Consider the following 20,041-nt stretch of genomic DNA (forward strand, 5'->3'; position numbering starts at 1 on the left):
CCAGACATCGAGGACAGTTCCGGTCCTCGATCGGCCGGATGGTGCCGTTGAAGTGTCAAACACTTGCCAGGCACGGCTCCGGGCGGTGAGAGTGGCGCATGCCGATCGACCCTTCCGCCATGCTCGCCGTCGCCCGGGAAGAAGCCGAACTGGGCCGCGACGAGGGCGGCGTCCCGATCGGGGCCGCGTTGTTCGACTCCGCCGGTGCCCTGCTGGGCCGCGGGCACAACCGGCGCGTGCAGGACGGCGACCCGTCGATGCACGCCGAGACCGCGGCGTTCCGCAACGCGGGCCGCCGCCCCCACTACCGCGACACGATCATGGTCACCACGCTCTCCCCCTGCTGGTACTGCTCCGGGCTCGTCCGTCAGTTCGGTATCGGACGCGTGGTCATCGGCGAGGCCGAGACGTTCCACGGCGGGCACGACTGGCTCGCCGGGCTCGGTGTGGAGATCACCCTGCTCGACGACCCCGCGTGCACCGCGCTGATGACGGAGTTCATCGCCGCGCGCCCGGACCTGTGGTTCGAGGACATCGGGGTCGAACAGTCCACCTAGGACAGCTTCACTCAGGACAGCTTTCCGTGCGAGGAGCTCGTATGCCGTCATCCGTACCGCTCGTGGACCTTTCGCCGTGGTTCACGGGCACCTCCGAGGGCCGGGCCGAGGTGTCCGAGCAGGTCGACCGGGCGCTGCGCGAGTCCGGGTTCCTGCTGGTCACCGGGCACGGCGTCCCGGACGAGCTGCGCCACCGGACCCGGGAGCTGGCGCACCGGTTCTTCGCGCTGCCCGAGGACGTCAAGCAGCGTTACGCGGTCACCGTCGGCGGCCGCGGCTGGCTGCCGCCGGGGGTGGAGGCCAACGGCTACGCCGAGGGCACCGAAACCCCGCCCGACCTCAAGGAGTCGTACTCGGCGGGTGCGGACTTCGGGGTCGGCGTCGCCGAGATCGACGGGTTCTGGTTCCAGCCCAACGTCTGGCCGGACGAGGTGCCGGGGCTCGCCGAGACGGCCACCGAATACATGCGCCGGATGCGGGCGCTGTCGGACCACCTGCTGGAGATCTTCGCCGCGGCGCTCGGCCTGGCGGAGAGCCACTTCACCCGGCACACCGCGCACCCGACGTACACGTTCAACATCAACTGGTACCCGCCGATGACCCACGTCGGCGCGCCCGAGCCCGACCAGTTCCGGATCGGCCCGCACACCGACTTCGGCACGGTGACGGTCCTCGACCGCCAGGCGGGCGTCGGCGGCCTGCAGGTCTACACGGCCGGCGGCGAGTGGGAGGACGCCCCGCACCACCCGGAGGCGTTCACGGTGAACATCGGCGACCTGATGGCCCGCTGGACGGGCGACCGCTGGCGCTCGACCCGCCACCGCGTCCTGCCCCCGGCGCCCACGGCCCCGGACGAGGACCTGATGTCCCTGGTCTTCTTCTACGAGACCGACCACGACGCGCGCATCACGTCGCTGGCCCCGCCGCTGGGCAAGCGGATCTACCCGGAGGTCATCGCGTCGGACTACCTGAAGGACAAGCTGGACGCCATCACGATGAGCTGAGGACCCCGCCGCACACGTCGTGAGTGGTGCTGTGGGTCAGGGCGGACCTGCATTTGGTCACCTACGCACCGGCGGGACCTTCCGGCAGCGACATGCTGCGAGGTGTCGATGGAGGATTTGGGTCGCTGAGCGTCCAGAAACCACCATCGACGAACGCGGAGCCTCCTGCCGTGGCGCGCACCTGAAGGCGCCGTTCCAGCGACTCATTACCCCTCACGACCCCGGCTCCGCGCAGATCGTGCGGTTGCGGCCCGCGGCCTTCGCGCGCAGCACCGCCGCCTCCGCGGCCAGGAGGGCGTCCGCCAGCAGCTCGTCGGGGCCGCAGGCCGCGACGCCGATCGAGACCGTCACGCCGACGAACTGCGGGCCGTCGCCCGAGGCCTTCAGCGCCACCAGCGTCGAGGCCACCCGCAGCCGGATCCGTTCCGCGATCGCCATCGCGTCGAAGCGGCCGGTGCCGGGCAGCAGGACCGCGAACTCCTCGCCGCCGGAGCGGCCCACGAGGTCCGCGGCGCGGACCTCGTCGCGCAGGGTGTCGGCGACCGCGCGCAGCACCGCGTCGCCGATCCGGGCGCCGTAGCGGTCGTTGAGCTGGCGGAAGTGGTCGAGGTCGAGCAGCAGCACGGCCTGGCCGGGGCCGTGCCGGCCGAGCCGGGTCACCTCCGCTTCGGCGGCGCCGCGCCACGACGCGGCGGTCAGCACCCCGGTGCCGGGATCGAGGGTGACGTGTTCGCGGCGGCCGCGGCCCAGGCCGCCGCGGTGCAGCACGACCGTCGCGCCGGCCAGGAACGGCACGAACAGGGGTGCGGCGAGCGCGGCCCAGCCGAACAGGATGCCGAACGCGGTCATCGCGGCGTCGAAGGCGTGGCCCGGGGCGGCTTCGCGGGGCGGGCGGGGGCCGTCGGCGGCGGTCACGAGCGCGGCGTTCACGGCCAGGAACACCAGCCCGGCGAGGACGAGCAGGGCGACCGTGCGGGCGTCGAGGGCCGCGGCGAGCGGTTCGACGCGGGTCGCGGTGAGGAACGCCCCGGCGACGAGGCCCGCCAGCGCGGTCGACGCGGCGCCGAACGCCTGGCGGTACACGGGTCTTCTGCGGACCCGGAACCACTGGTGCAGCGCGGAGAGCACGACCAGCGCGACGGCGAGCCCCGGCCGCAGCACGACGACCCCGGCGAAGACCCACGGGGTGTCGACGCCGGGTCCGAGCAGCGTGTCCTCGCGGTGGCGTTCCACCGGCCGGGACAGTTCCGCGGTGACCAGCATCCCGCCCGTGAGCAGCGCGAACGGCGGCAGCATCGAGGCGAGCGGCGGGAACCGGACGGCGGCGAGGGCCACGGCGGCGACGGCGAGCACGTCCACCACGAAGACGAACAGGACCTGGCCGCGGCGGGGCAGGCGCCACACCGCCCAGCGCTGCAGGGGCACGGCGAGCAGGAACCGGCCGGGGCGACGTCCCCCGCCGGCTGCGACCGTGGAATCCCCCACCATTTCGGCAAACTAGCCGGTCTGCCGCGCGCTGTCACTCCGCCTTCAGGGGAATCTCACACGGCCGCCCAAGGCAGGACGCTCAGGAGCCGCGCGCGCACGGTGTGTCATATTTCCGACCGAAGAAGGGTTGACACGCCACATTGGTCTAGTCCACTGTGTGGTGGCACACAGCGCTCCTCCCGGGATGATCCCGCCGCCTCAAACCGGAGGTGCTCCAACCACATGTTTGGAGGACCCCATGAATTCCCTACGCCGTCTGGTGACCCTCGCGGTCGCGGCCGGAGCCGCGATGGCGACGGCGGTCGGTCTCGCCCCGCAGGCCATGGCCGCGGCGGACCCGGTGCTCGCTTCCCCGTACCTGTACCAGTGGGGCGGCCAGACCAGCCCGACCGCGGCGATGTCCGCGACCGGGGTGAAAGCGTTTACCCTCGCGTTCGTGCTGTCCGACGGCACGTGCAACCCCAAGTGGGACGGCAGCCGCTCGCTGACCGGCTCGGACAAGACGCTCATCACGAACATCCGCAACGCGGGCGGGGACGTGATCCCCTCCTTCGGCGGCTGGTCCGGCACGAAGCTCGGTTCGAAGTGCACGTCGGCTTCGGCGCTGGCGGGCGCGTACCAGAAGGTCATCGACGCCTACGGGCTCAAGGCGATCGACCTGGACATCGAGAACACCGACGAGTTCCAGAACAACACGGTGCAGGACCGCATCCTCAACGCGGTCAAGCTGACCAAGCAGGCCAACCCGAACCTGAAGGTCGTCATCACCATCGGCACCACCACGACCGGCCCCGACAGCTGGGGCAAGCGCCTGATCAACCAGGCCAAGGCGATCGGCGCCCCGGTCGACGTCTGGTCGGTCATGCCGTTCGACTTCTCCAGCGGCGGTGACATGGCCGCCATGACGAAGTCCGCGGTCGACGGGCTGAAGAACCAGCTCAAGACGACGTTCGGCTACACCGACGACACGGCGTACCGGCACAGCGGCCTCTCCTCGATGAACGGCAAGACCGACAACGCGGGCGAGACGGTCACGGTCGCCAACTTCACCTCCATCCGCGGTTACGCGACGAGCCACCACCTGGGCCGCTTCACGTTCTGGGCCACCAACCGCGACTGCAGCGGCGGCGGCGAGTGCAGCGGCATCACGCAGGACAAGTACGCGTTCACCAAGATCGTCGCCGGCTACACCGGCTGACACAGCGCCCGTAGTGGGGCAGTCGAGGGCCCTCTCACCGGCATCGGGGTCGGTGAGAGGGCCTTCGCGGTTTCCGCGTTCCCGGTGAGCGGGACCCCGGTCTCCGGTGAGCGGGAACCGGAAACCGTCACACCGCCGCAATATCCGTCACCTACCGTCGGTCCATGACGACGACCGAAGGTGCCCACTACGGCGACAAGGTCGTCGCCGTCGAGCCCGGCGGGATCGAGCCCGTCGCCGACGGCGACCGGCACGGGACGCCGCGGCAGCTGGCCTGGACCTGGGCCTCCCCCAACCTCGAGTTCGCCACCGTCTTCGTCGGCGTGCTCGCCGTCACCGCCTTCGGGCTCTCCTTCTGGCAGGCCGCGCTCGCCGCCCTCCTGGGCAACGGCCTCGGCGCGCTGGCCCACGGTGTGCTGAGCGCGAGAGGGCCCCGGTACGGCGTACCGCAGATGGTGCTGGGGCGCGCCGCCTTCGGGTACCGCGGGAACCTCGTGCCCGCGGCGCTCATGTCGGTCATGGCCGGGATCGGCTGGTTCGCCGTCAACAGCGTCAGTGGCGCCTTCGCGCTGACCAGCCTCACCGGCCTGCCCGTGCTCGCCTGCCTCGTCATCGTCGTCGCGGCGCAGATCGCGATCGCCTTCTTCGGGCACAACCTCGTCCAGGCGTACGAGAAGTACGTCTTCGCCGTCCTCGCGATCGTGTTCGCCGCGGCGAGCGTCGTCATCTTCGCGAAGTCCCACCCCGGCTCGGCGGCCGGCACCGGCGGGCTCGGCGGGTTCCTCCTCACCGTGGGCACCGCGTTCGGCTACACCGCCGGCTGGAACCCGTACGCCGCCGACTACACGCGCTACCTCCCGCGCACCGCCTCGAAACGCGCGATCGGCGCCTACGCCGGCCTCGGGCTCTTCCTGTCCACGACGATCCTGATGCTCGTCGGCGCCGCCTCCACGACCATCGGCGGGGCGGCCGACGACAACCCGGCGACGGCGTTCACCGGGCACCTGCCCGGTTTCCTCGCCGCCGCGACGCTGCTGGCGATCGCGCTCGGCGCCGTCGCCGCGAACGTCCTGAACGTCTATTCGGGCGCGCTCGCCTTCCTCGCCCTCGGGGTCAAGCTGCCGCTGGCGTGGCGGCGCGCCGTGGTCGCGCTCGCGTTCGGCGCGGTCGGGTTCGTGCTGGCCTGGCTCGGGCTGGCCGACGCCGGCCACGCCTACGAGAACTTCCTGCTGGTCATCGCCTACTGGATCGGCCCGTGGCTGGGCGTGCTGCTGGCCGACCACCACCGCCGGCGCGGCACCGAGTTCGGCGACCTGCTGACCAACAAGGTGTACGGCAACGCGGCCGGGTTCACCGCGTTCCTGGCCGGGCTCGTGGTGTCGGTCGGCCTCTTCGCCAACCAGGCGCTCTACACCGCGCCGATCCCGAAGGCCGTGCCGGAAACCGGGGACCTCACCTTCGCCGCCGGCTTCCTCATCGCCGGCGGGACCTACCTGCTGCTGCGGCGTCAGCGCGTGTGACCGCCGTGGTGGTCGCCGCCGCCGTAGTTCGCGTAGCCCGGGTACAGCGTGCTCAAGTCCACTGTGGTCGGTGGCGGCACGGTGGTCGTCGGCGGCGGGATCTTCACCGTCGACACCGCAGGTGACGGCGTCGGTGTGGTCGTCCGCGTCGGGCGCGCCTGCATGACCACCGGCGACGGCGTGGTCGTGCGCGTGGGCACGGCGACCGCGCTCGACGACGGGACGCCCGTGGCCGGCTGCAGCTGCGGGAACCCCGTGGACCCCGGGACGGGATCGGGCTGCGTCACCAGCGCGAGCACCAGCCCGCCCAGCACCACGGCGACCGCCGAAGCCAGCGCGATCCGGGCCCCCGCACTGTGCGGCTCGGCCTCCGGGTCACGGCGCGCCGCCACCTCGGCCGAGCGCGAGCCCGGCTTCCGCGGCCGGACCCCGGCCTGCCGGAGCAGTTCGTCGACCGAGACCCGGTCCCGCCGCCTGCGCGCGCTGCGCGTCATGAACGACCTCCGCCCCTTCGCTGATTCCGCTGGATATTAGGAACCGGCGCCGGAATTGTAAACGTGCTGATCGCAGCGCTCTCGTTATCGTTTCGAGACGTCCGGATCGCGGATCCGGCCGTAGTCGTCGACAAGGGTCACCCGCGGCGCAGCAACCCCGCCACGCGCCGGGTCACGGGGGTGAACTCCGGCAGCTTGAGCAGCGCCAGCAAGCCGAACGGCACGGCGATCCCGAGCAGGCCCTGGATCGGCAGCTTCACCCACGCGGTGGGGATCGGGCCGAGCGAGGCGGGCACGGCGTAGCCGGCGAGGACCGCGGCCAGCACCCCGAGCCCGCTCACGCCGAGCGTGATGAGCCCGACCCGCAGCGACCGGCGGCTGCGCAGGTGCCCGAGCCGGACCCACAGCCAGACCTGGCCGAGCACGGCGCCGACGACGAACCCCGCGCCGTTGACCAGCATCACGCCGTAGACGACGTGCTCGCCGTCGAGCAGCCCGCGGCACAGGAACAGCAGCGGGATCTTGACCGCCGTCATCACGAGCATGATGAGCGTCGGCGTGCGGGCGTCCTTCATCGCGTAGAACACCCGCAGCTGCAGCATCACCAGCGCGTAGGGCAGCAGCCCGACGGCGGAGACGGCGAGGGTCTGGCCGAGCCGCTCGGCGTCGTCGAGGGTGCCGCGGCCCCAGGTGAAGATCGCGATGCCGATCGGCGTGCCGACGACGGCCAGCGCCGCGGAGATCGGCACGAACAGCACCGTGGAGATGCGGGAGGCGAGCGAAAGGTCGCCGACGAGCCGCGCGGTGTCGCCGTCCGCGGCGGCCCGGCTCATCCGCGGCATCAGCGCGGTCAGCAGCGAGACGCCGAGAATGCCGTACGGCAGCTGGAAGAGCAGGGACGCGTAGCTGTAGGCGGTGACCCCGCCGCCGGTGCCGCCGGTCAGCACGCGGGTCGTGACGACGAAGCCGACGTGGCTCACCACGACGTACCCGAGGATCCACGCGGCCAGCCCGCCGAACTCCTTCATCCGCGGGTCGAAACCCCAGCGCCAGCGGAACCGGAAGCCGGTGCGCAGCAGCGCCGGGATCAGCACGAGTGCCTGCACGACGATGCCGAGCGTGGTGCCGAGGCCGAGCACGAGCAGCTTCGGGTCGCTCATCCGCACCGGGTTGACGGTCAGTTCCCCCGGCACCAGCGCGAACCCGACCAGGGTGGCGGTGACGACGACGTTGTTCAGCACCGGCGCCCAGGCCGGCGGGCCGAACACGTTCTGGGCGTTGAGGATGGCCGACATCAGCGCGAACAGGCCGTAGAACAGGATCTGCGGCAGCAGCAGGTAGGCCAGCGCGGTGGTGAGCCCCGGGTTGGCCTCCGCTGACGATTTGTCGACGTAGAGCGCGGTGAACAGCGGGGCGATGGCCACCGCGACGGCCGTCCCGACGGTGAGCAGCACCAGCGCCATCGTGAGGAGTCGTTGCGTGTAGGCGCGGCCGCCGTCGCCGTCGTCCTGCGAGCGGACCAGCAGCGGCACCACGACGCTGGCCAGCACGCCGCCGAAGAGCAGCTCGAACACGATGTTCGGCAGGGTGTTGGCGACGGTGAAGGAGTCGTTGACGAACCCGGTCCCGACCACCGCGGCCAGCAGCAGCTTCGCGACGAAGCCGGTGATCCGGCTGACGGTCGAGGCGATCGCCATCCGCCCGCTCGAGCGGGCCAGTGACGACCCGGCGCCTTCGCCGCGGCCGGCGGACACGGGTGAGGCGGGTGGCCTCGCGACGATCTGCGTGGCGAACTCGTCGTACGGCCGCCGCGAGACGTCGAGGTCGCGGGTCGGCCAGTGCGGGCCGCGAAAGTCACTGGGGAGGAAAACCGTCGCTTCCTCGTCCCCCGGCTTCGTGGCCGGGGGGTCCTGATCCGCCATGTGACCACACTGCCAGGTCAGGGCGGTGGACGGGTACGGCGGTGGTCACCGAACGTGCGAGCGAACGCCACGACGCTGCGTGATCGTCCGCGCGGGCTCAGGCGGCGAGCGTGATCTCCAGCGCGGCGCGACCGGCTTCGGTCAGCTCGGCGGGGACGCGGCCGACGGCACCGTCGGCGGCGGGGCGCACGTAGCCGCCGTGGGCCAGGGCGTGTGCCGTCATCTGATCGCAACAAGCGAATCCGTCGACGAAGAGGTCGGGTTCGCAGCTGCACGACATCTCAGCGCGTCCGGCTGCCACCGCCCTCAGCATCGCCATCGCGCGGTGGGTGAGCTCGACTCCTGAACCGGACACCGGACTGCCTTTCTGCTCCGTGAACCTACTACTACGAGTCATCGTCCATTGGGCCAATTGTGTTAGCTACGGCACTAGGACGTTTACTAGAGCTCGGAGGTTCCAGCCAGTCGGAGTTCCAGAGTCTGGGCCCACTCACGCACGATCTGGCGACGGCGCCGCGTGTCGTCGGTCAGCAGGTTCGCCAGGCCCAGGCCGCGGGCAAGATCGAGAGTGGCCTGGACCAGCTCACGGACCCCGGTCCGGGTCTCGTCGACGTCCAGCAGTTCGACGGTCACCCGATGGGCTTCCCGGCCGACCCGGGCCTCCAGCGGCACCAGCACGTCCCGCAGGGCCTCGTCGGTCGCCGCGACCGCCCAGAGCTGCAACGCGGCCCGGAACAGCGGCCCGGTGTACAGGTTCAGCACCATCTCGACGACGCGCTCGATGCGCGACGACCCGCTCGGCAGGTCGGCCGCCCGGGCGCGCAGCTCGTCGATCTGCGCCTCGCCCAGAAGGTCGACCGCCGCCGCGACGAGCGTCTCCCGCGTCGGGAAGTGGTGCTGCGCGGCGCCCCGGGAGACACCCGCGCGTTCGGCGATCACGGCGACCGTGACCCCGTGCCAGCCGTGCTCGCCGAAGCTGTCGAGCGCGGCCTCGATCAACCGCCGCCGCGTGGTGCGGCTGCGCTCCTGCTGGGGTTCGCGGACGCCGGTCAAGCCGGGTCGACCCAGAAGTCGAGCTGGAGGTCCTCCTCCGAACCCCCGATGCGGTACTTCGCGAAGTCGGTGACGCCGGCGGCCCGCAGGACCTCGTCGTCGAGGAAGAAGTTCCCGGTCGCCTCGCGGCTCGGCCTGGTGAGGATCACGTAGGCGGCGTCGGCCATGATCTCCGGTGTCCGGCTGCGGTCGGCCAGCTCGGCGCCGACGACGTTGCGGATGGCCGCGGTGTCGATCGTGGTGCGCGGCCACAGCGAGTTGACCGCGACGCCGTCCTTCTTGAGTTCGGCCGCGAGCCCGACGGTCACCAGGCTCATCGAGTACTTGGCGATGCTGTAGGCGAGGTGCCCGGCGGTGAACCACTTCTCGTCGAGGCTGATCGGCGGCGAGAGCGTCAGGATGTGCGGGTTCATCCCCTGCCGCAGGTGCGGGATGGCCAGTTTGGACAGCAGGAACGTGCCGCGTGCGTTGATGTCCTGCATCAGGTCGTAGCGCTTCATGCTGACCTGCTCGGTCGGTGTCAGGTCGATCGCGCTGGCGTTGTTCACGACGATGTCGATGCCGCCGAACTGCTCGACGGTCTTCGCCACGGCCGCCGCGACCCCGTCGTCGTCGCGGACGTCGCCGAGGATCGGCAAGGCGTGGCCGCCCGCCTTCTCGATCGCTTCCGCGGCGGTGTAGATCGTGCCGGGCAGCTTCGGGTGCGGTTCGGCGGTCTTGGCCAGCAGCGCGACGTTAGCGCCGTCCTTGGCCGCCCGGAGCGCGATCGCCTCACCGATGCCGCGGCTGCCGCCGGACATGATGATGGTCTTGCCGTCCAAAGTAGACATGACGACTCTCCTAGTAGGACTTGGGCAGGCCGAGGCTGTGCTGGCCGACGAAGTTGAGCACCATCTCGCGGCTGACCGGGGCGATCCGGCCGAGCCGCACGGCCGTGACCAGCGTGCCGAGGCCGTACTCGGTGGCCAGGCCGTTGCCGCCGTGGGTCTGCACGGCCTGGTCGGTGGCGCGGATCGCGACCTCGGCGGCGGCGTACTTGGCCATGTTGGCCGACTCCCCCGCCCCGAAGTCGTCACCCGAGTCGTAGAGCGAGGCGGCCTTCTGGGTCATCAGCTTGGCCAGTTCCAGCTCGACCTTGATCTCGGCCAGCGGGTGCGCGAGGCCCTGGTGGGCGCCGATCGGCGTACCCCAGACCTGGCGCTGGTTGGCGTAGGAGACGGCCTTGGAAAGCGCGTAGCGGGCGATGCCGAGGGAGAACGACGCGCCCATGATGCGTTCCGGGTTGAGGCCGGCGAACAGCTGCGCGATCGCCGCGTCCTCCTCGCCGACGAGCGCCTCGGCCGGGAGCTTGACGTCGTCGAGGAACAGCGAAAACTGGTTCTCCGGCGAGACGATGTCCATCGGGATCTTGGTGTACTCGAACCCGGCGGTGCCCGTCGGCAGGATGAACAGCGCGGGCTTGAGCTTGCCGGTCCTGGAGTCCTCCATGCGGCCGACGACGAGCACGGCGTCGGCCTCGTCGACGCCGGAGATGTACACCTTGCGTCCACTGAGGACCCAGCCGTCGCCGTCGCGCTTGGCGGTGGTGGTGATCTTGTGCGAGTTCGACCCGGCGTCCGGCTCGGTGATGGCGAAGACCATCCGCTTGCTGCCGTCGGCGATGCCCGGCAGCCACTGCTTCTTCTGTTCTTCGGTGCCGAACCGGGAGATCACCGTGCCGCAGATCGCCGGCGAGACGACCATGAGCAGCAGCGGCGAACCGGCGGCGGCCAGCTCTTCGAGCACCGCGGCGAGATCGGCGATGCCCGCGCCCCCGCCGCCGTACTCCTCGGGGATGTTGACCCCGAGGTAGCCCAGGCGGCCGGCTTCGTCCCACAGCTCGTGGGTCTTCTCGTCCGCGCGCGCCTTCTTGGCGTAGTACTCGTGCCCGTACTTGGTGCCGAGCTCGGCGACGGCCTTGCGGAGCGCGATCCGCTCCTCCGGCTCGATGAAGTTCATGGCGTTCATTCTTCTTCTCCCACCACAGCCAGAATTGTGCCGACTTCGACCTGCTGCCCGACGGTCACCGGCAGCTCGGTCACCACGCCGTCCGCGGGCGCCGCGATCCGGTGTTCCATCTTCATCGCTTCGAGCCACAGCAGCGGATCGCCGGCCTTGACCGGATCACCGGCCTGCACGGCCAGCCGGACGACGGTGCCCGGCATCGGCGCGACCAGCGACCCCGCGGCCAGCGCGGCGTCCGGGTCGGCGAACCGCGGCGCCGCCGTCAAAGCCACCGAACCGAGCGCGGAGTCCACATAGGACACGCCATCATGGCGCGCGACGTCGAAGGTGCGCCGCACGCCCGCGACGTCCAGGACGACCCGGCCGGGCTCGGCGGTCACCAGCTCAGCCTCGTACCCCTCGGCTTTCAGGCCGTCCCGGGTCAGCGAGTAGACGATCTCGTACTCGCGATCGCCGACCGAAAAGACCTTGCGCTGCCCCGACGAACGGACGTTGCGCCAGCCACTGGGCAGCCGTCGCTGCGTCGTCGCCGACGCCCGGTTCGTCGCGGCTTCGGCCAGCGCCGCGGCCAGCGCGGAACTACGCTCGGTGTCCACAGTGGCCAGAGGCGCGGCCAGCGTGTCGAGACCGTGGCGGTCGAAGAACGCCGTGTCCGTCTCACCGGCCAGGAACGCCTCGTGGCGGAGGATGTTCACCAGCAGGTCGCGGTTGGTGACGACGCCGTGGATCTTCGACGCGGCCAGGGCCTTGGCGAGCCGTCGCGCGGCCTCGGCGCGGGTCGGCGCCCAGGTGATCACCTTGGCCAGCATCGGGTCGTAGTGCACCCCGACGACCGAACCGGTTTCGAAGCCGGAGTCGAGCCGCAGCCCGGGGCCGTGAGTGAAGGACCGGTCGACGTCAGGCACCTCGAAGGTGTGCAGCGTGCCGCTCTGCGGCTGCCAGTTCGCGGCCGGGTCCTCGGCGTAGAGCCGGACCTCGATGGAGTGCCCGGCGGTCGGCGGCGGGTCGGCGGGCAGCCGTTCCCCGTCGGCGACGCGTAGCTGCAGCGCCACCAGGTCCAGCCCGGTGACGTTCTCGGTCACCGGGTGCTCGACCTGCAGCCGGGTGTTCATCTCGAGGAAGTAGAACCGGCCGTCGGGCCCGGCGAGGAACTCGACCGTGCCCGCGCCGACGTAGTCGATCGCCTGGGCGGCCTTGCGCGCGGCGTCGAACAGCTCCTCGCGCATTGCTTCGTCGACGAACGGCGACGGCGCCTCCTCGACGACCTTCTGGTGCCGGCGCTGGATGGAGCACTCCCGCTCCCCCACCGCCCACACCGTGCCGTGCTTGTCCGCGAGCACCTGGACCTCGATGTGGCGCCCGGTCTCCAGGTACCGCTCGCAGAACACCGTCGGGTCGCCGAACGCGGACGCGGCCTCCGCGCTGGCGCCTTCCACGGCCTCGGCCAGCTCGTCGGGGGAGCGGACCACGCGCATCCCGCGTCCACCACCCCCGGCGGACGCCTTGACCAGCAACGGCAAATCGTCGGAGGTCACCGAAGCCGGGTCCAGTTCGGACAGTACGGGCACGCCCGCGGCAGCCATCAACCGCTTGGACTCCACTTTGGAGCCCATCGTCTCGATGGCCTCCGGCGGCGGCCCGACCCAGGTCAGCCCGGCGTCGAGGACGGCGCGGGCGAACGCGGCGTTCTCGGACAGGAAGCCGTAACCGGGGTGGACGGCGTCGGCGCCGGTGTCCGCGGCGGCCTTGACCAGCAGTTCGGCACGCAGGTACGTCTCGGACGGCGCGTTGCCGGGCAGCCGGACGGCCGCGTCGGCTTCCCGTACGTGGGGCGCGGCGGCGTCGGCGTCGGAGAACACGGCGACCGTGCCGATCCCGGCGTCGCGGCAGCTCGAGAAGACGCGGCGGGCGATCTCGCCGCGGTTGGCGACCAGCAGGTTCTGGATCATCGCTCACTCACATCCGGAAGACGCCGAAGCCCTCGGCGCCCTTCACTGGTCCATTGTGGATCGCGGACAGGCTCAGCCCCAGCACGGTGCGGGTGTCGCGCGGGTCGATGATGCCGTCGTCGTAGAGCATGCCGGAGAGGAACATCGGCATCGACTCGGCTTCGATCTGGCCTTCCACCATGGCGCGCATGGCCTTGTCGTGCTCCTCGTTGTACTCCTGGCCGCGGCTCTCGGCGGCCGCGCGGGCCACGATGGACAGCACCCCGGCCAGCTGCGCCGGGCCCATCACCGCGGACTTCGCACTCGGCCAGGCGAACAGGAACCGGGGGTCGTAAGCGCGGCCGCACATGCCGTAGTGCCCGGCGCCGTAGGACGCTCCCATGAGGACGGACAGGTGCGGCACCTTCGAGTTCGACACGGCGTTGATCATCATCGCGCCGTGCTTGATGATGCCGCTCTGCTCGTACTCCTTGCCGACCATGTAGCCGGTCGTGTTGTGCAGGAACACCAGCGGCGTGTGGATCTGGTTGGCCAGCTGGATGAACTGCGCGGCCTTCTGCGACTCCTCGCCGAACAGCACACCCTGCGCGTTGGCCAGCACGCCGACCGGGTAGCCGTGGATGCTCGCCCAGCCCGTCACGAGCGAAGAGCCGTACAGCGGCTTGAACTCGTCGAAGTCGGAGCCGTCGACGACGCGGGCGATCACCTCGCGCGGGTCGAACGGCACCTTGAGGTCGGTCGGCACGATGCCGAGCAGGTCCTCGGTGTCGTACAGCGGCTCGGCGTAGTCCGGTTTCGGCGTCGGCCCCTGCTTGGTCCAGTTGAGCCGCTTGATGATGTTGCGGCCCAGGCGGATCGCGTCCTGTTCGTCGACGGCCAGGTAGTCGGCCAGGCCCGAGGTCCGCGCGTGCATCTCGGCGCCGCCGAGCGACTCGTCGTCGGACTCCTCACCGGTGGCCATCTTGACCAGCGGCGGCCCGCCGAGGAACACCTTCGCGCGTTCCTTGACCATCACGACGTAGTCCGACATGCCCGGCAGGTACGCGCCGCCGGCGGTCGAGTTGCCGAACACCAGCGCGACCGTCGGGCAGCCCGCGGCGGACGCCCGCGTGATGTCGCGGAAGATCCGGCCGCCGGGGATGAAGATCTCCTTCTGCGTGGGCAGGTCCGCACCACCGGACTCGACGAGGTTGATCGACGGCAGCCGGTTCTGCGCGGCGATGTCCGCCGCCCGGAAACTCTTCTTGGTCGTCCACGGGTTACTCGCGCCACCCTTGACCGTCGGGTCGCTGGCCGAGATCAGGCACTCGACGCCTTCGACGACCCCGATGCCGGTCACGAGGCTGGCGCCGACACGGTAGTCGGTGCCCCAGGCGGCCAGCGGCGAAAGCTCCAGGAACGGCGAGTCCTCGTCGAGCAGCAGCTCGATCCGCTCGCGGGCGAGGAGCTTGCCGCGCTTGCGGTGCCGCTCGACGTACTTCTCGCCGCCGCCGGCGACGGCCTTGGCCTGTTCGGTGTCGATCTCGGCGAGCTTTTCCAGCATCGCCTCGCGGTTGGCGCCGAACTCGGCGGCCCGCGTGTCCACAGTGGACCTCAGGGTCGTCATGAGGTGTATCCCAATCGCTTCGCGGCCAGGCCGGTGAGGATCTCGTTGGTACCGCCGCCGATGCCGAGGATCCGGACGTCGCGGTAGTGGCGCTCCACCTCGGCCTCGCGCATGTACCCGAGCCCGCCGTGCAGCTGGACGGCCTCGTTGACCACCCATTCGGCGGCCTCCACGGCGGTGTTCTTGGCGAAACAGGCTTCGGCGATGACCTCCTCGCCCGACACGTGCCGGATCGCGGCCTGCCGGGCGTAGGTCCTCGCGACGTCCACGCGACGGGCCATCTCGGCCACCTTGTGCTGCACGAGCTGCCGCGAGATCAGCGGACGGCCGAACGTCTCGCGCAGGCGGCACCAGTCCAGCGTCAGGTCGAGCGCGCGCTGGGCGTGTGCGTACGCCTGCACGGCCAGGGAAAGCCGTTCGGTGACGAACTGGGTGGCGACCTGCGCGAACCCGCTGTTCTCGGCGCCGACGAGGTTCTCGACCGGCACCCGGACGTCCACGTAGGACAGTTCGGCGGTGTCGGAGCAGAGCCAGCCCATCTTCTCGAGCTTGCGGGAGACGGTGAACCCGGGCGTGCCACGCTCGACGACGATCAAGGACAACCCGTGGGCGCCCTCGCCGCCCGTGCGCACGACAGTCGTCACGAAATCCGCGCGGCAGCCGGAGGTGATGTACGTCTTGGCGCCGTTGATGACGTATTCGTCGCCCTCGCGGACCGCGGTGGTCCGGATCCCGGCGACGTCGGAGCCGCCGTCCGGCTCGGTGACGGCCAGCGAGCCGATCTTGTCCCCGGCCAGCGTCGGGCGCACCCAGCGCTCGATCTGCACGGGGTCGGCGGCCTCGGCGATGTGCGGGACGGCGATGCCGCAGGTGAACAGCGACGCGAACAGCCCGCCGGAGCCGCCGGCGTAGTGCATCTCCTCGGCGACGACGAGCGCGTCGAGGTAGTTCCCGTCGCCCCCGCCGACCTCCTCGGGGAACGCGACGCCGAGCAGTCCCAGGTCGCCGGCCTTGCGGTGCAGGTCGCGCGGCAGCTCGCCGGCGCGTTCCCAGTCGTCGAGGTGCGGCAGGACCTCCTGCTCGACGAACCGGCGCACGGTCTTGCGGAGTTCGGCCCGCTCGGGCGTCCGAAAAGGATCGGTCACAGGAGCACCTCGGGGATGTCGATTTCGCGGGACCGCAGCCATTCGCCGAAGGCCTTGGCCTGCGGGTCGAACCGCGCCTGCGCGGCGACGCCTTCCCCGAGGATGCCCTCGACGACGAAGTTCACCGCCCACAGGTTCGGCAGCAGGTGGCGCGTCACCGGCAGGTCCGCGGTCTCCGGCAGCAGCAGCTTGAACTCGGCGACGGTCAGCCGGTGCACGAGCCACCGCCAGGCCTCTTCCGACCGCACCCAGACGCCCAGGTTGGCGTTGCCGCCCTTGTCACCGCTGCGCGCGCCGACGACCCGCCCGAGCGGCGCCCGCCGCACCGGGCCGTGGTCCAGCGGTTCCGGCAGTGCGGGCTCGTCCACATCGGACAAGTCCTGAGTGGACGCCGATGGCGCTATGTCGACCCGCATCCCGTCCGGCAGCACGGCGACGTGCGGCACCTTCCCGGCGTCCACATAGGCCGCGGTGTAGACGCCGTACGGCGAGGCGTCCGAAGGCGGGGCCGTCACGTGGAAGCCGGGGTAGCTGGCCAGCGCGAGTTCCACGGCGGCGCCGGTGAAAGCGCGTCCGGCGACCTTCGGGTCGGCGTCCTTGACCGCGACGTGCAGCAGGGCGCTCGCGGTCTGCTCGGTGTCGGCGTCGACGTGATCGGTCCGGGCCAGCGTCCACGTGACGTCGGCGGGCGGCCGGTGCTTCAGCGCGCCTTCGAGTTGGTCCTTCACCAGCGCGGCTTTCGCCTCGATGTCGAGTCCGGTGAGGACGAACGTCGTCTCGTTGCGGAACCCGCCGAGCTTGTTGAGCGCGACCTTGAGCGTCGGCGGCGGAGCCTCGCCGCGGACGCCCGAGATCCGCACGCGGTCCGGTCCGTCCTGGCTCAGCGAGAGCGTGTCGAACCGCGTGGTGACGTCCGGCCCGGCGTAGCGCGCGCCGGTGATTTCGTAGAGCAGCTGGGCGGTGACCGTGCCGGTGGTCACCACGCCCCCGGTGCCCGGGTGCTTGGTGATCACGCTGGAGCCGTCGGCCTCGATCTCGGCGATCGGGAAGCCGGGCAGGCCCAGGTCGTGCTCGGTGAAGAAGGCGTAGTTCCCGCCGGTGGCCTGCGCGCCGCACTCGATGACGTGCCCGGCCGCGACGGCGCCGGCGAGCGCGTCGTAGTCGTCGCGGGCCCAGCCGAAGTGCGCGGCGGCCGGGCCGACGATCACCGAGGCGTCGGTGACGCGCCCGGTGACGACGACGTCGGCGCCCGCGTTCAGGCACTCCGCGATGCCCCACGCGCCGAGATAGGCGTTGGCGGTCAACGGTTTCCCGAGATCCAGCTCCTCGGCGCGGGCCACCAGGTCGTCGCCTTCGACGTGCGCGATCTTGACGTCGAGGCCGAGCTTGTCGGCCAGGTCCCGCAGCGCGCCGGCCAGCCCGGCCGGGTTGAGCCCGCCCGCGTTCGCCACGATCTTGACGCCGTTTTCCTTCGCCAGCTCGAGGTTCTCCTCCATCTGGCGGAGAAACGTCTTCGCGTACCCGCGGTCCGGGTCCTTCAGCCGGTCGCGGCCGAGGATGAGCATGGTCAGCTCGGCCAGGTAGTCACCGGTGAGGACATCGAGCGGGCCGCCGGTGAGCATCTCGCGCACGGCGGAAAAGCGGTCGCCGTAGAACCCGGACGCGTTGCCGATCCGCAAGGCCGTCTCTGTCATTGCCGCCTCCGGGGGAAAGAGTCCGTCGGCGGGGCGAACTGCCCCGCTTCCCGCCCGGACCCCGGAGGTCCGGCGAAGGCCTGGGCGACGGTCAGCCACTCCTCGACGTCGGGGCCCTGCGCCACGAGGTCGGTGTCGGCCGGGTGCCGCCGCTGGGTGACGACCAGGCAGAAGTCCACGGCGCTGCCGGTGAGCTTCTGCTCGGCCTCCTCGGGCCCGAACGTCCAGGTGGTGCCGTCGGGTGCGGCCAGCTCGACGCGGAACTCCTCGGCCGGCGGCGCGAGGGAGTTGAGCAGGTAGGCGAAGTCGCGGGTCCGCGTGCCGAAGCGCGCGATGTGCCAGAGCCGCGCGGTGGGCTCGCGGCGCAGGCCCAGTGCGTCGTAGACGTCCTGGCCGTGCGCCCAGGTCTCCATCAGGCGGGCGGTGACCATGGAGGCCGCGCTCATCGGCGGGCCGTACCAGGGCAGCTTCTGCCCGTCCGGCACCGCGGCCAGGGCCTCGGCCAGCCGCGCCCGCCCGGCGCGCCAGCGTTCGAGCAGCTCCGCGGGGGGCAGCTCGGCGCCTTCGGCCGCGGCTTCGTCGACGTAGTGCTCGCCGGCGGTGAGCAGGCTTTCGACCTCGGCCTGCCAGTCCTCCGGGTGGGCCGCGGAGATCAGGGCCTTCTCATCGGTCCAGGTCAGATGAGCGATCTGGTGCGCGATCGTCCACCGAGCCGCCGGTGTTTCCAGCGCCCAGTCGGACGCGGGCAGGTCCGCCACCACGTCGTCGAGTGTCCGTGATTCCGCGTCGAGATCCCCGAGGATCACGCCGAGGTCCGCCATCGCCGCCTCCTTGCGTACTGGGGGCCCAGCGTGGCACCGGCCCCCGGAAAAATCAAGCACGCCTGATTGTTTCGCCCCGGACGCTGCGGACACACTATTGACATCTTGCCAGTAGTGCCGGTCTGCCTTAGTTTCATCGCCATGGCCGAGACCACCTACGCCGTCGCGGACCGGATCGCCACGGTGACGCTGAACCGCCCCGAGGCGCGCAACGGCTACACGATCCGGATGGCCGACGAGCTCGGCGAGGCGATGGACCGCGCCGACCGGGACGAGGACGTCCGCGTGGTGGTGCTGACCGGCGCGGGCCAGGACTTCTGCGTCGGCGCCGACCTGTCACAGGGCGGGTTCGACTTCGATCCGGCGACCGGCCCGGACGCGGCCTGGCAGGAACCCGCCGGCCGCTGCTCGAAGCGGATCTTCACGATGAACAAGCCGGTGATCGCCGCCCTGCACGGCGCGGCCGTCGGTGCCGGCAGCACCATCACGCTCCCCTGCGACTACCGGCTCGCCTCGGAGGACTCGCGCTTCGGCTTCGTCTTCACCCGTCGCGGCATCTACCCCGAAGGCGCGTCGACATGGTTCCTGCCGCGGCTCGTCGGGATGGGCACCGCGCTCGACTGGATGATCAGCGGCCGCGTCTTCCCCTCGGCGGAAGCCCTCGAAAAGGGCCTGGTGCACAAGGTTTTCCCCACCGGAACCGTGCTCGACGAGGCCTACAAGCTGGCCCGCGAACTCATCGCGAACACCGCGCCGGTGTCCGTCGCGGTCACCCGCCAGCTCCTCTACCGGATGGCGAGCGCCGATTCGCCGTTCCCGGTGCACGAACTCGACTCGCGCCTGATCGGCGGCCTGGGCAGCAACCCGGACGCCGTCGAGGGGGTCATGTCGTTCCTGCAGAAACGGCCACCGTCGTTCCGCATGCGCGTCGACAAGGACCTGCCCGACTACCTCCCCTGGCTGGACGCATGACCGCCTACCCGCCGCAGCCCTGGAACCTCGTCGCGGACGCGCGCGTGTCGGTCTGGCGCGTCCCGGCCGCCGACCTGCCCGCGGTCGCCGCCGAGCCGCTGGTGATCGCCGGGCACGCCTCGGTGTTCACGGCGTGGATCGACTACACCCCGCCCGGCCAGCTCGCCTACCACGAGCTGCTGGCGGCCGTGGCGGTCAAGGGCCGCCGGGTGTCGTGCTCGATCACCGAGATCTGGGTCGACAGCGCGGCCTCCCTGGCCGGCGGCCGCGAGCTGTGGGCGATCCCGAAGGACCTGGCGACGCTCGACTTCACCGGCGGCCGCACCTTCACGGCGACCGCGGCCACCGCGGCCGACTGGATCGCGACGGCGGCGTTCCGGCGCCGGGCCGGGCTGCCGGTCCGCCTCCCGACGTCGTTCGACGTGGTTCAGGAACGCGACGGCCTCCTGCGGACCCCGGTGGGCGCGAAGATCAGCCCGCGGCCGGCGTCGGCGGACTGGAGCTTCAACCCCCGCGGCCCGCTGGGCTACCTGGACGGCCGGCACCCGGTGACGAGCCTCGAACTACCCGCGTCCCAGCTGCGCTTCGGCGCCTGAGCGGTCCGCGCGGTCTGG

General features: G+C 71.1%; 18 protein-coding genes. 6 read left to right on the forward strand and 12 right to left on the reverse strand.

The genetic code is table 11. From position 1 onward, the window contains the following. Nucleotides 1–98: 98 nt before the first annotated feature. Both ACGFMK_RS20965 and ACGFMK_RS20970 read left to right on the forward strand, forming a co-directional pair. Nucleotides 99–557: a nucleoside deaminase gene (locus ACGFMK_RS20965; protein ID WP_392765490.1), complete on the forward strand. Its 459-nt coding sequence runs from the start codon at nucleotides 99–101 to the stop codon at nucleotides 555–557. A gap of 41 nt (nucleotides 558–598) precedes the next feature. Beyond that, entirely contained in the window at nucleotides 599–1,561 is a 963-nt protein-coding gene (locus ACGFMK_RS20970; protein ID WP_392765493.1) for an isopenicillin N synthase family dioxygenase, read from the forward strand. Between the two features lie 213 nt (nucleotides 1,562–1,774). On the opposite strand, the gene ACGFMK_RS20975 is transcribed toward ACGFMK_RS20970, so the two are convergent. Further along, nucleotides 1,775–3,049, reverse strand: a complete 1,275-nt coding sequence (locus ACGFMK_RS20975) for a diguanylate cyclase (RefSeq protein WP_392765495.1) — start codon at nucleotides 3,047–3,049, stop codon at nucleotides 1,775–1,777. A 238-nt stretch (nucleotides 3,050–3,287) separates the two neighbouring features. Here ACGFMK_RS20975 and ACGFMK_RS20980 point away from each other — a divergent pair, with 238 nt between their 5' ends. Beyond that, on the forward strand, nucleotides 3,288–4,247 hold the full coding sequence (locus ACGFMK_RS20980; protein ID WP_392765497.1) for a chitinase: 960 nt from the start codon (nucleotides 3,288–3,290) through the stop codon (nucleotides 4,245–4,247). Nucleotides 4,248–4,411: 164 nt separating this feature from the next. Then, nucleotides 4,412–5,767, forward strand: a complete 1,356-nt coding sequence (locus tag ACGFMK_RS20985) for a purine-cytosine permease family protein (RefSeq protein ID WP_392765500.1) — start codon at nucleotides 4,412–4,414, stop codon at nucleotides 5,765–5,767. On the opposite strand, the gene ACGFMK_RS20990 is transcribed toward ACGFMK_RS20985, so the two are convergent. The 11 genes from ACGFMK_RS20990 to ACGFMK_RS21040 form a co-directional block, all read right to left on the reverse strand. Further along, nucleotides 5,755–6,261: a hypothetical protein gene (locus ACGFMK_RS20990; protein ID WP_392765503.1), complete on the reverse strand. Its 507-nt coding sequence runs from the start codon at nucleotides 6,259–6,261 to the stop codon at nucleotides 5,755–5,757. The genes ACGFMK_RS20985 and ACGFMK_RS20990 overlap by 13 nt on opposite strands. A gap of 137 nt (nucleotides 6,262–6,398) precedes the next feature. Continuing rightward, complete coding sequence (gene murJ, locus ACGFMK_RS20995; protein WP_392765506.1) at nucleotides 6,399–8,183, reverse strand: murein biosynthesis integral membrane protein MurJ; 1,785 nt, start codon at nucleotides 8,181–8,183, stop codon at nucleotides 6,399–6,401. Between the two features lie 97 nt (nucleotides 8,184–8,280). Continuing rightward, entirely contained in the window at nucleotides 8,281–8,580 is a 300-nt protein-coding gene (locus tag ACGFMK_RS21000; protein ID WP_392765554.1) for a hypothetical protein, read from the reverse strand. 44 nt (nucleotides 8,581–8,624) lie between these two features. Next, nucleotides 8,625–9,236 carry a TetR/AcrR family transcriptional regulator gene (locus ACGFMK_RS21005; protein WP_392765509.1) on the reverse strand — a complete coding sequence of 204 codons (612 nt, stop codon included), beginning with the start codon at nucleotides 9,234–9,236 and terminating at the stop codon, nucleotides 8,625–8,627. Then, entirely contained in the window at nucleotides 9,233–10,066 is an 834-nt protein-coding gene (locus ACGFMK_RS21010) for an SDR family oxidoreductase (RefSeq protein ID WP_392765511.1), read from the reverse strand. The genes ACGFMK_RS21005 and ACGFMK_RS21010 overlap by 4 nt, the downstream gene beginning before the upstream one ends. Nucleotides 10,067–10,076: 10 nt before the next feature. Beyond that, on the reverse strand, nucleotides 10,077–11,243 hold the full coding sequence (locus ACGFMK_RS21015) for an acyl-CoA dehydrogenase family protein (protein WP_392765513.1): 1,167 nt from the start codon (nucleotides 11,241–11,243) through the stop codon (nucleotides 10,077–10,079). Further along, nucleotides 11,240–13,189 (reverse strand): acetyl/propionyl/methylcrotonyl-CoA carboxylase subunit alpha, encoded by a 1,950-nt coding sequence (locus tag ACGFMK_RS21020; RefSeq protein WP_392765516.1) that lies wholly within the window; start codon nucleotides 13,187–13,189, stop codon nucleotides 11,240–11,242. Before ACGFMK_RS21020 ends, ACGFMK_RS21015 begins: the two co-directional genes overlap by 4 nt. 7 nt (nucleotides 13,190–13,196) lie before the next feature. Further along, complete coding sequence (locus ACGFMK_RS21025; RefSeq protein WP_392765519.1) at nucleotides 13,197–14,795, reverse strand: acyl-CoA carboxylase subunit beta; 1,599 nt, start codon at nucleotides 14,793–14,795, stop codon at nucleotides 13,197–13,199. After that, entirely contained in the window at nucleotides 14,792–15,940 is a 1,149-nt protein-coding gene (locus ACGFMK_RS21030; protein ID WP_392765521.1) for an acyl-CoA dehydrogenase family protein, read from the reverse strand. The genes ACGFMK_RS21025 and ACGFMK_RS21030 overlap by 4 nt, the downstream gene beginning before the upstream one ends. Continuing rightward, nucleotides 15,937–17,634 carry an acyclic terpene utilization AtuA family protein gene (locus tag ACGFMK_RS21035; RefSeq protein ID WP_392765524.1) on the reverse strand — a complete coding sequence of 566 codons (1,698 nt, stop codon included), beginning with the start codon at nucleotides 17,632–17,634 and terminating at the stop codon, nucleotides 15,937–15,939. The genes ACGFMK_RS21030 and ACGFMK_RS21035 overlap by 4 nt, the downstream gene beginning before the upstream one ends. Further along, entirely contained in the window at nucleotides 17,631–18,455 is an 825-nt protein-coding gene (locus ACGFMK_RS21040; RefSeq protein WP_392765527.1) for a TIGR03084 family metal-binding protein, read from the reverse strand. The genes ACGFMK_RS21035 and ACGFMK_RS21040 overlap by 4 nt, the downstream gene beginning before the upstream one ends. A 141-nt stretch (nucleotides 18,456–18,596) precedes the next feature. On the opposite strand from ACGFMK_RS21040, the gene ACGFMK_RS21045 reads away from it, so the two are divergent. Both ACGFMK_RS21045 and ACGFMK_RS21050 read left to right on the forward strand, forming a co-directional pair. Beyond that, nucleotides 18,597–19,427, forward strand: coding sequence for an enoyl-CoA hydratase-related protein (locus ACGFMK_RS21045; protein WP_392765529.1), 831 nt, complete (start codon nucleotides 18,597–18,599; stop codon nucleotides 19,425–19,427). Beyond that, complete coding sequence (locus ACGFMK_RS21050; protein ID WP_392765532.1) at nucleotides 19,424–20,023, forward strand: acetoacetate decarboxylase family protein; 600 nt, start codon at nucleotides 19,424–19,426, stop codon at nucleotides 20,021–20,023. Before ACGFMK_RS21045 ends, ACGFMK_RS21050 begins: the two co-directional genes overlap by 4 nt. The last annotated feature ends 18 nt before the right edge of the window (nucleotides 20,024–20,041 follow it).

It is taken from the genome of Amycolatopsis sp. NPDC049252, assembly GCF_043197175.1.
Classification (GTDB): Bacteria; Actinomycetota; Actinomycetes; order Mycobacteriales; family Pseudonocardiaceae; genus Amycolatopsis.

Bases quoted from the DNA above. Each gene is read 5' to 3' on its own strand.
- ACGFMK_RS20965 (WP_392765490.1), top strand. From the start codon at position 99: ATGCCGATCGACCCTTCCGCCATGCTCGCCGTCGCCCGGGAAGAAGCC.
- ACGFMK_RS20970 (WP_392765493.1), top strand. From the start codon at position 599: ATGCCGTCATCCGTACCGCTCGTGGACCTTTCGCCGTGGTTCACGGGC.
- ACGFMK_RS20975 (WP_392765495.1), bottom strand. From the start codon at position 3,049: ATGGTGGGGGATTCCACGGTCGCAGCCGGCGGGGGACGTCGCCCCGGC.
- ACGFMK_RS20980 (WP_392765497.1), top strand. From the start codon at position 3,288: ATGAATTCCCTACGCCGTCTGGTGACCCTCGCGGTCGCGGCCGGAGCC.
- ACGFMK_RS20985 (WP_392765500.1), top strand. From the start codon at position 4,412: ATGACGACGACCGAAGGTGCCCACTACGGCGACAAGGTCGTCGCCGTC.
- ACGFMK_RS20990 (WP_392765503.1), bottom strand. From the start codon at position 6,261: ATGACGCGCAGCGCGCGCAGGCGGCGGGACCGGGTCTCGGTCGACGAA.
- murJ (WP_392765506.1), bottom strand. From the start codon at position 8,183: ATGGCGGATCAGGACCCCCCGGCCACGAAGCCGGGGGACGAGGAAGCG.
- ACGFMK_RS21000 (WP_392765554.1), bottom strand. From the start codon at position 8,580: ATGACTCGTAGTAGTAGGTTCACGGAGCAGAAAGGCAGTCCGGTGTCC.
- ACGFMK_RS21010 (WP_392765511.1), bottom strand. From the start codon at position 10,066: ATGTCTACTTTGGACGGCAAGACCATCATCATGTCCGGCGGCAGCCGC.
- ACGFMK_RS21015 (WP_392765513.1), bottom strand. From the start codon at position 11,243: ATGAACGCCATGAACTTCATCGAGCCGGAGGAGCGGATCGCGCTCCGC.
- ACGFMK_RS21020 (WP_392765516.1), bottom strand. From the start codon at position 13,189: ATGATCCAGAACCTGCTGGTCGCCAACCGCGGCGAGATCGCCCGCCGC.
- ACGFMK_RS21025 (WP_392765519.1), bottom strand. From the start codon at position 14,795: ATGACGACCCTGAGGTCCACTGTGGACACGCGGGCCGCCGAGTTCGGC.
- ACGFMK_RS21035 (WP_392765524.1), bottom strand. From the start codon at position 17,634: ATGACAGAGACGGCCTTGCGGATCGGCAACGCGTCCGGGTTCTACGGC.
- ACGFMK_RS21040 (WP_392765527.1), bottom strand. From the start codon at position 18,455: ATGGCGGACCTCGGCGTGATCCTCGGGGATCTCGACGCGGAATCACGG.
- ACGFMK_RS21045 (WP_392765529.1), top strand. From the start codon at position 18,597: ATGGCCGAGACCACCTACGCCGTCGCGGACCGGATCGCCACGGTGACG.
- ACGFMK_RS21050 (WP_392765532.1), top strand. From the start codon at position 19,424: ATGACCGCCTACCCGCCGCAGCCCTGGAACCTCGTCGCGGACGCGCGC.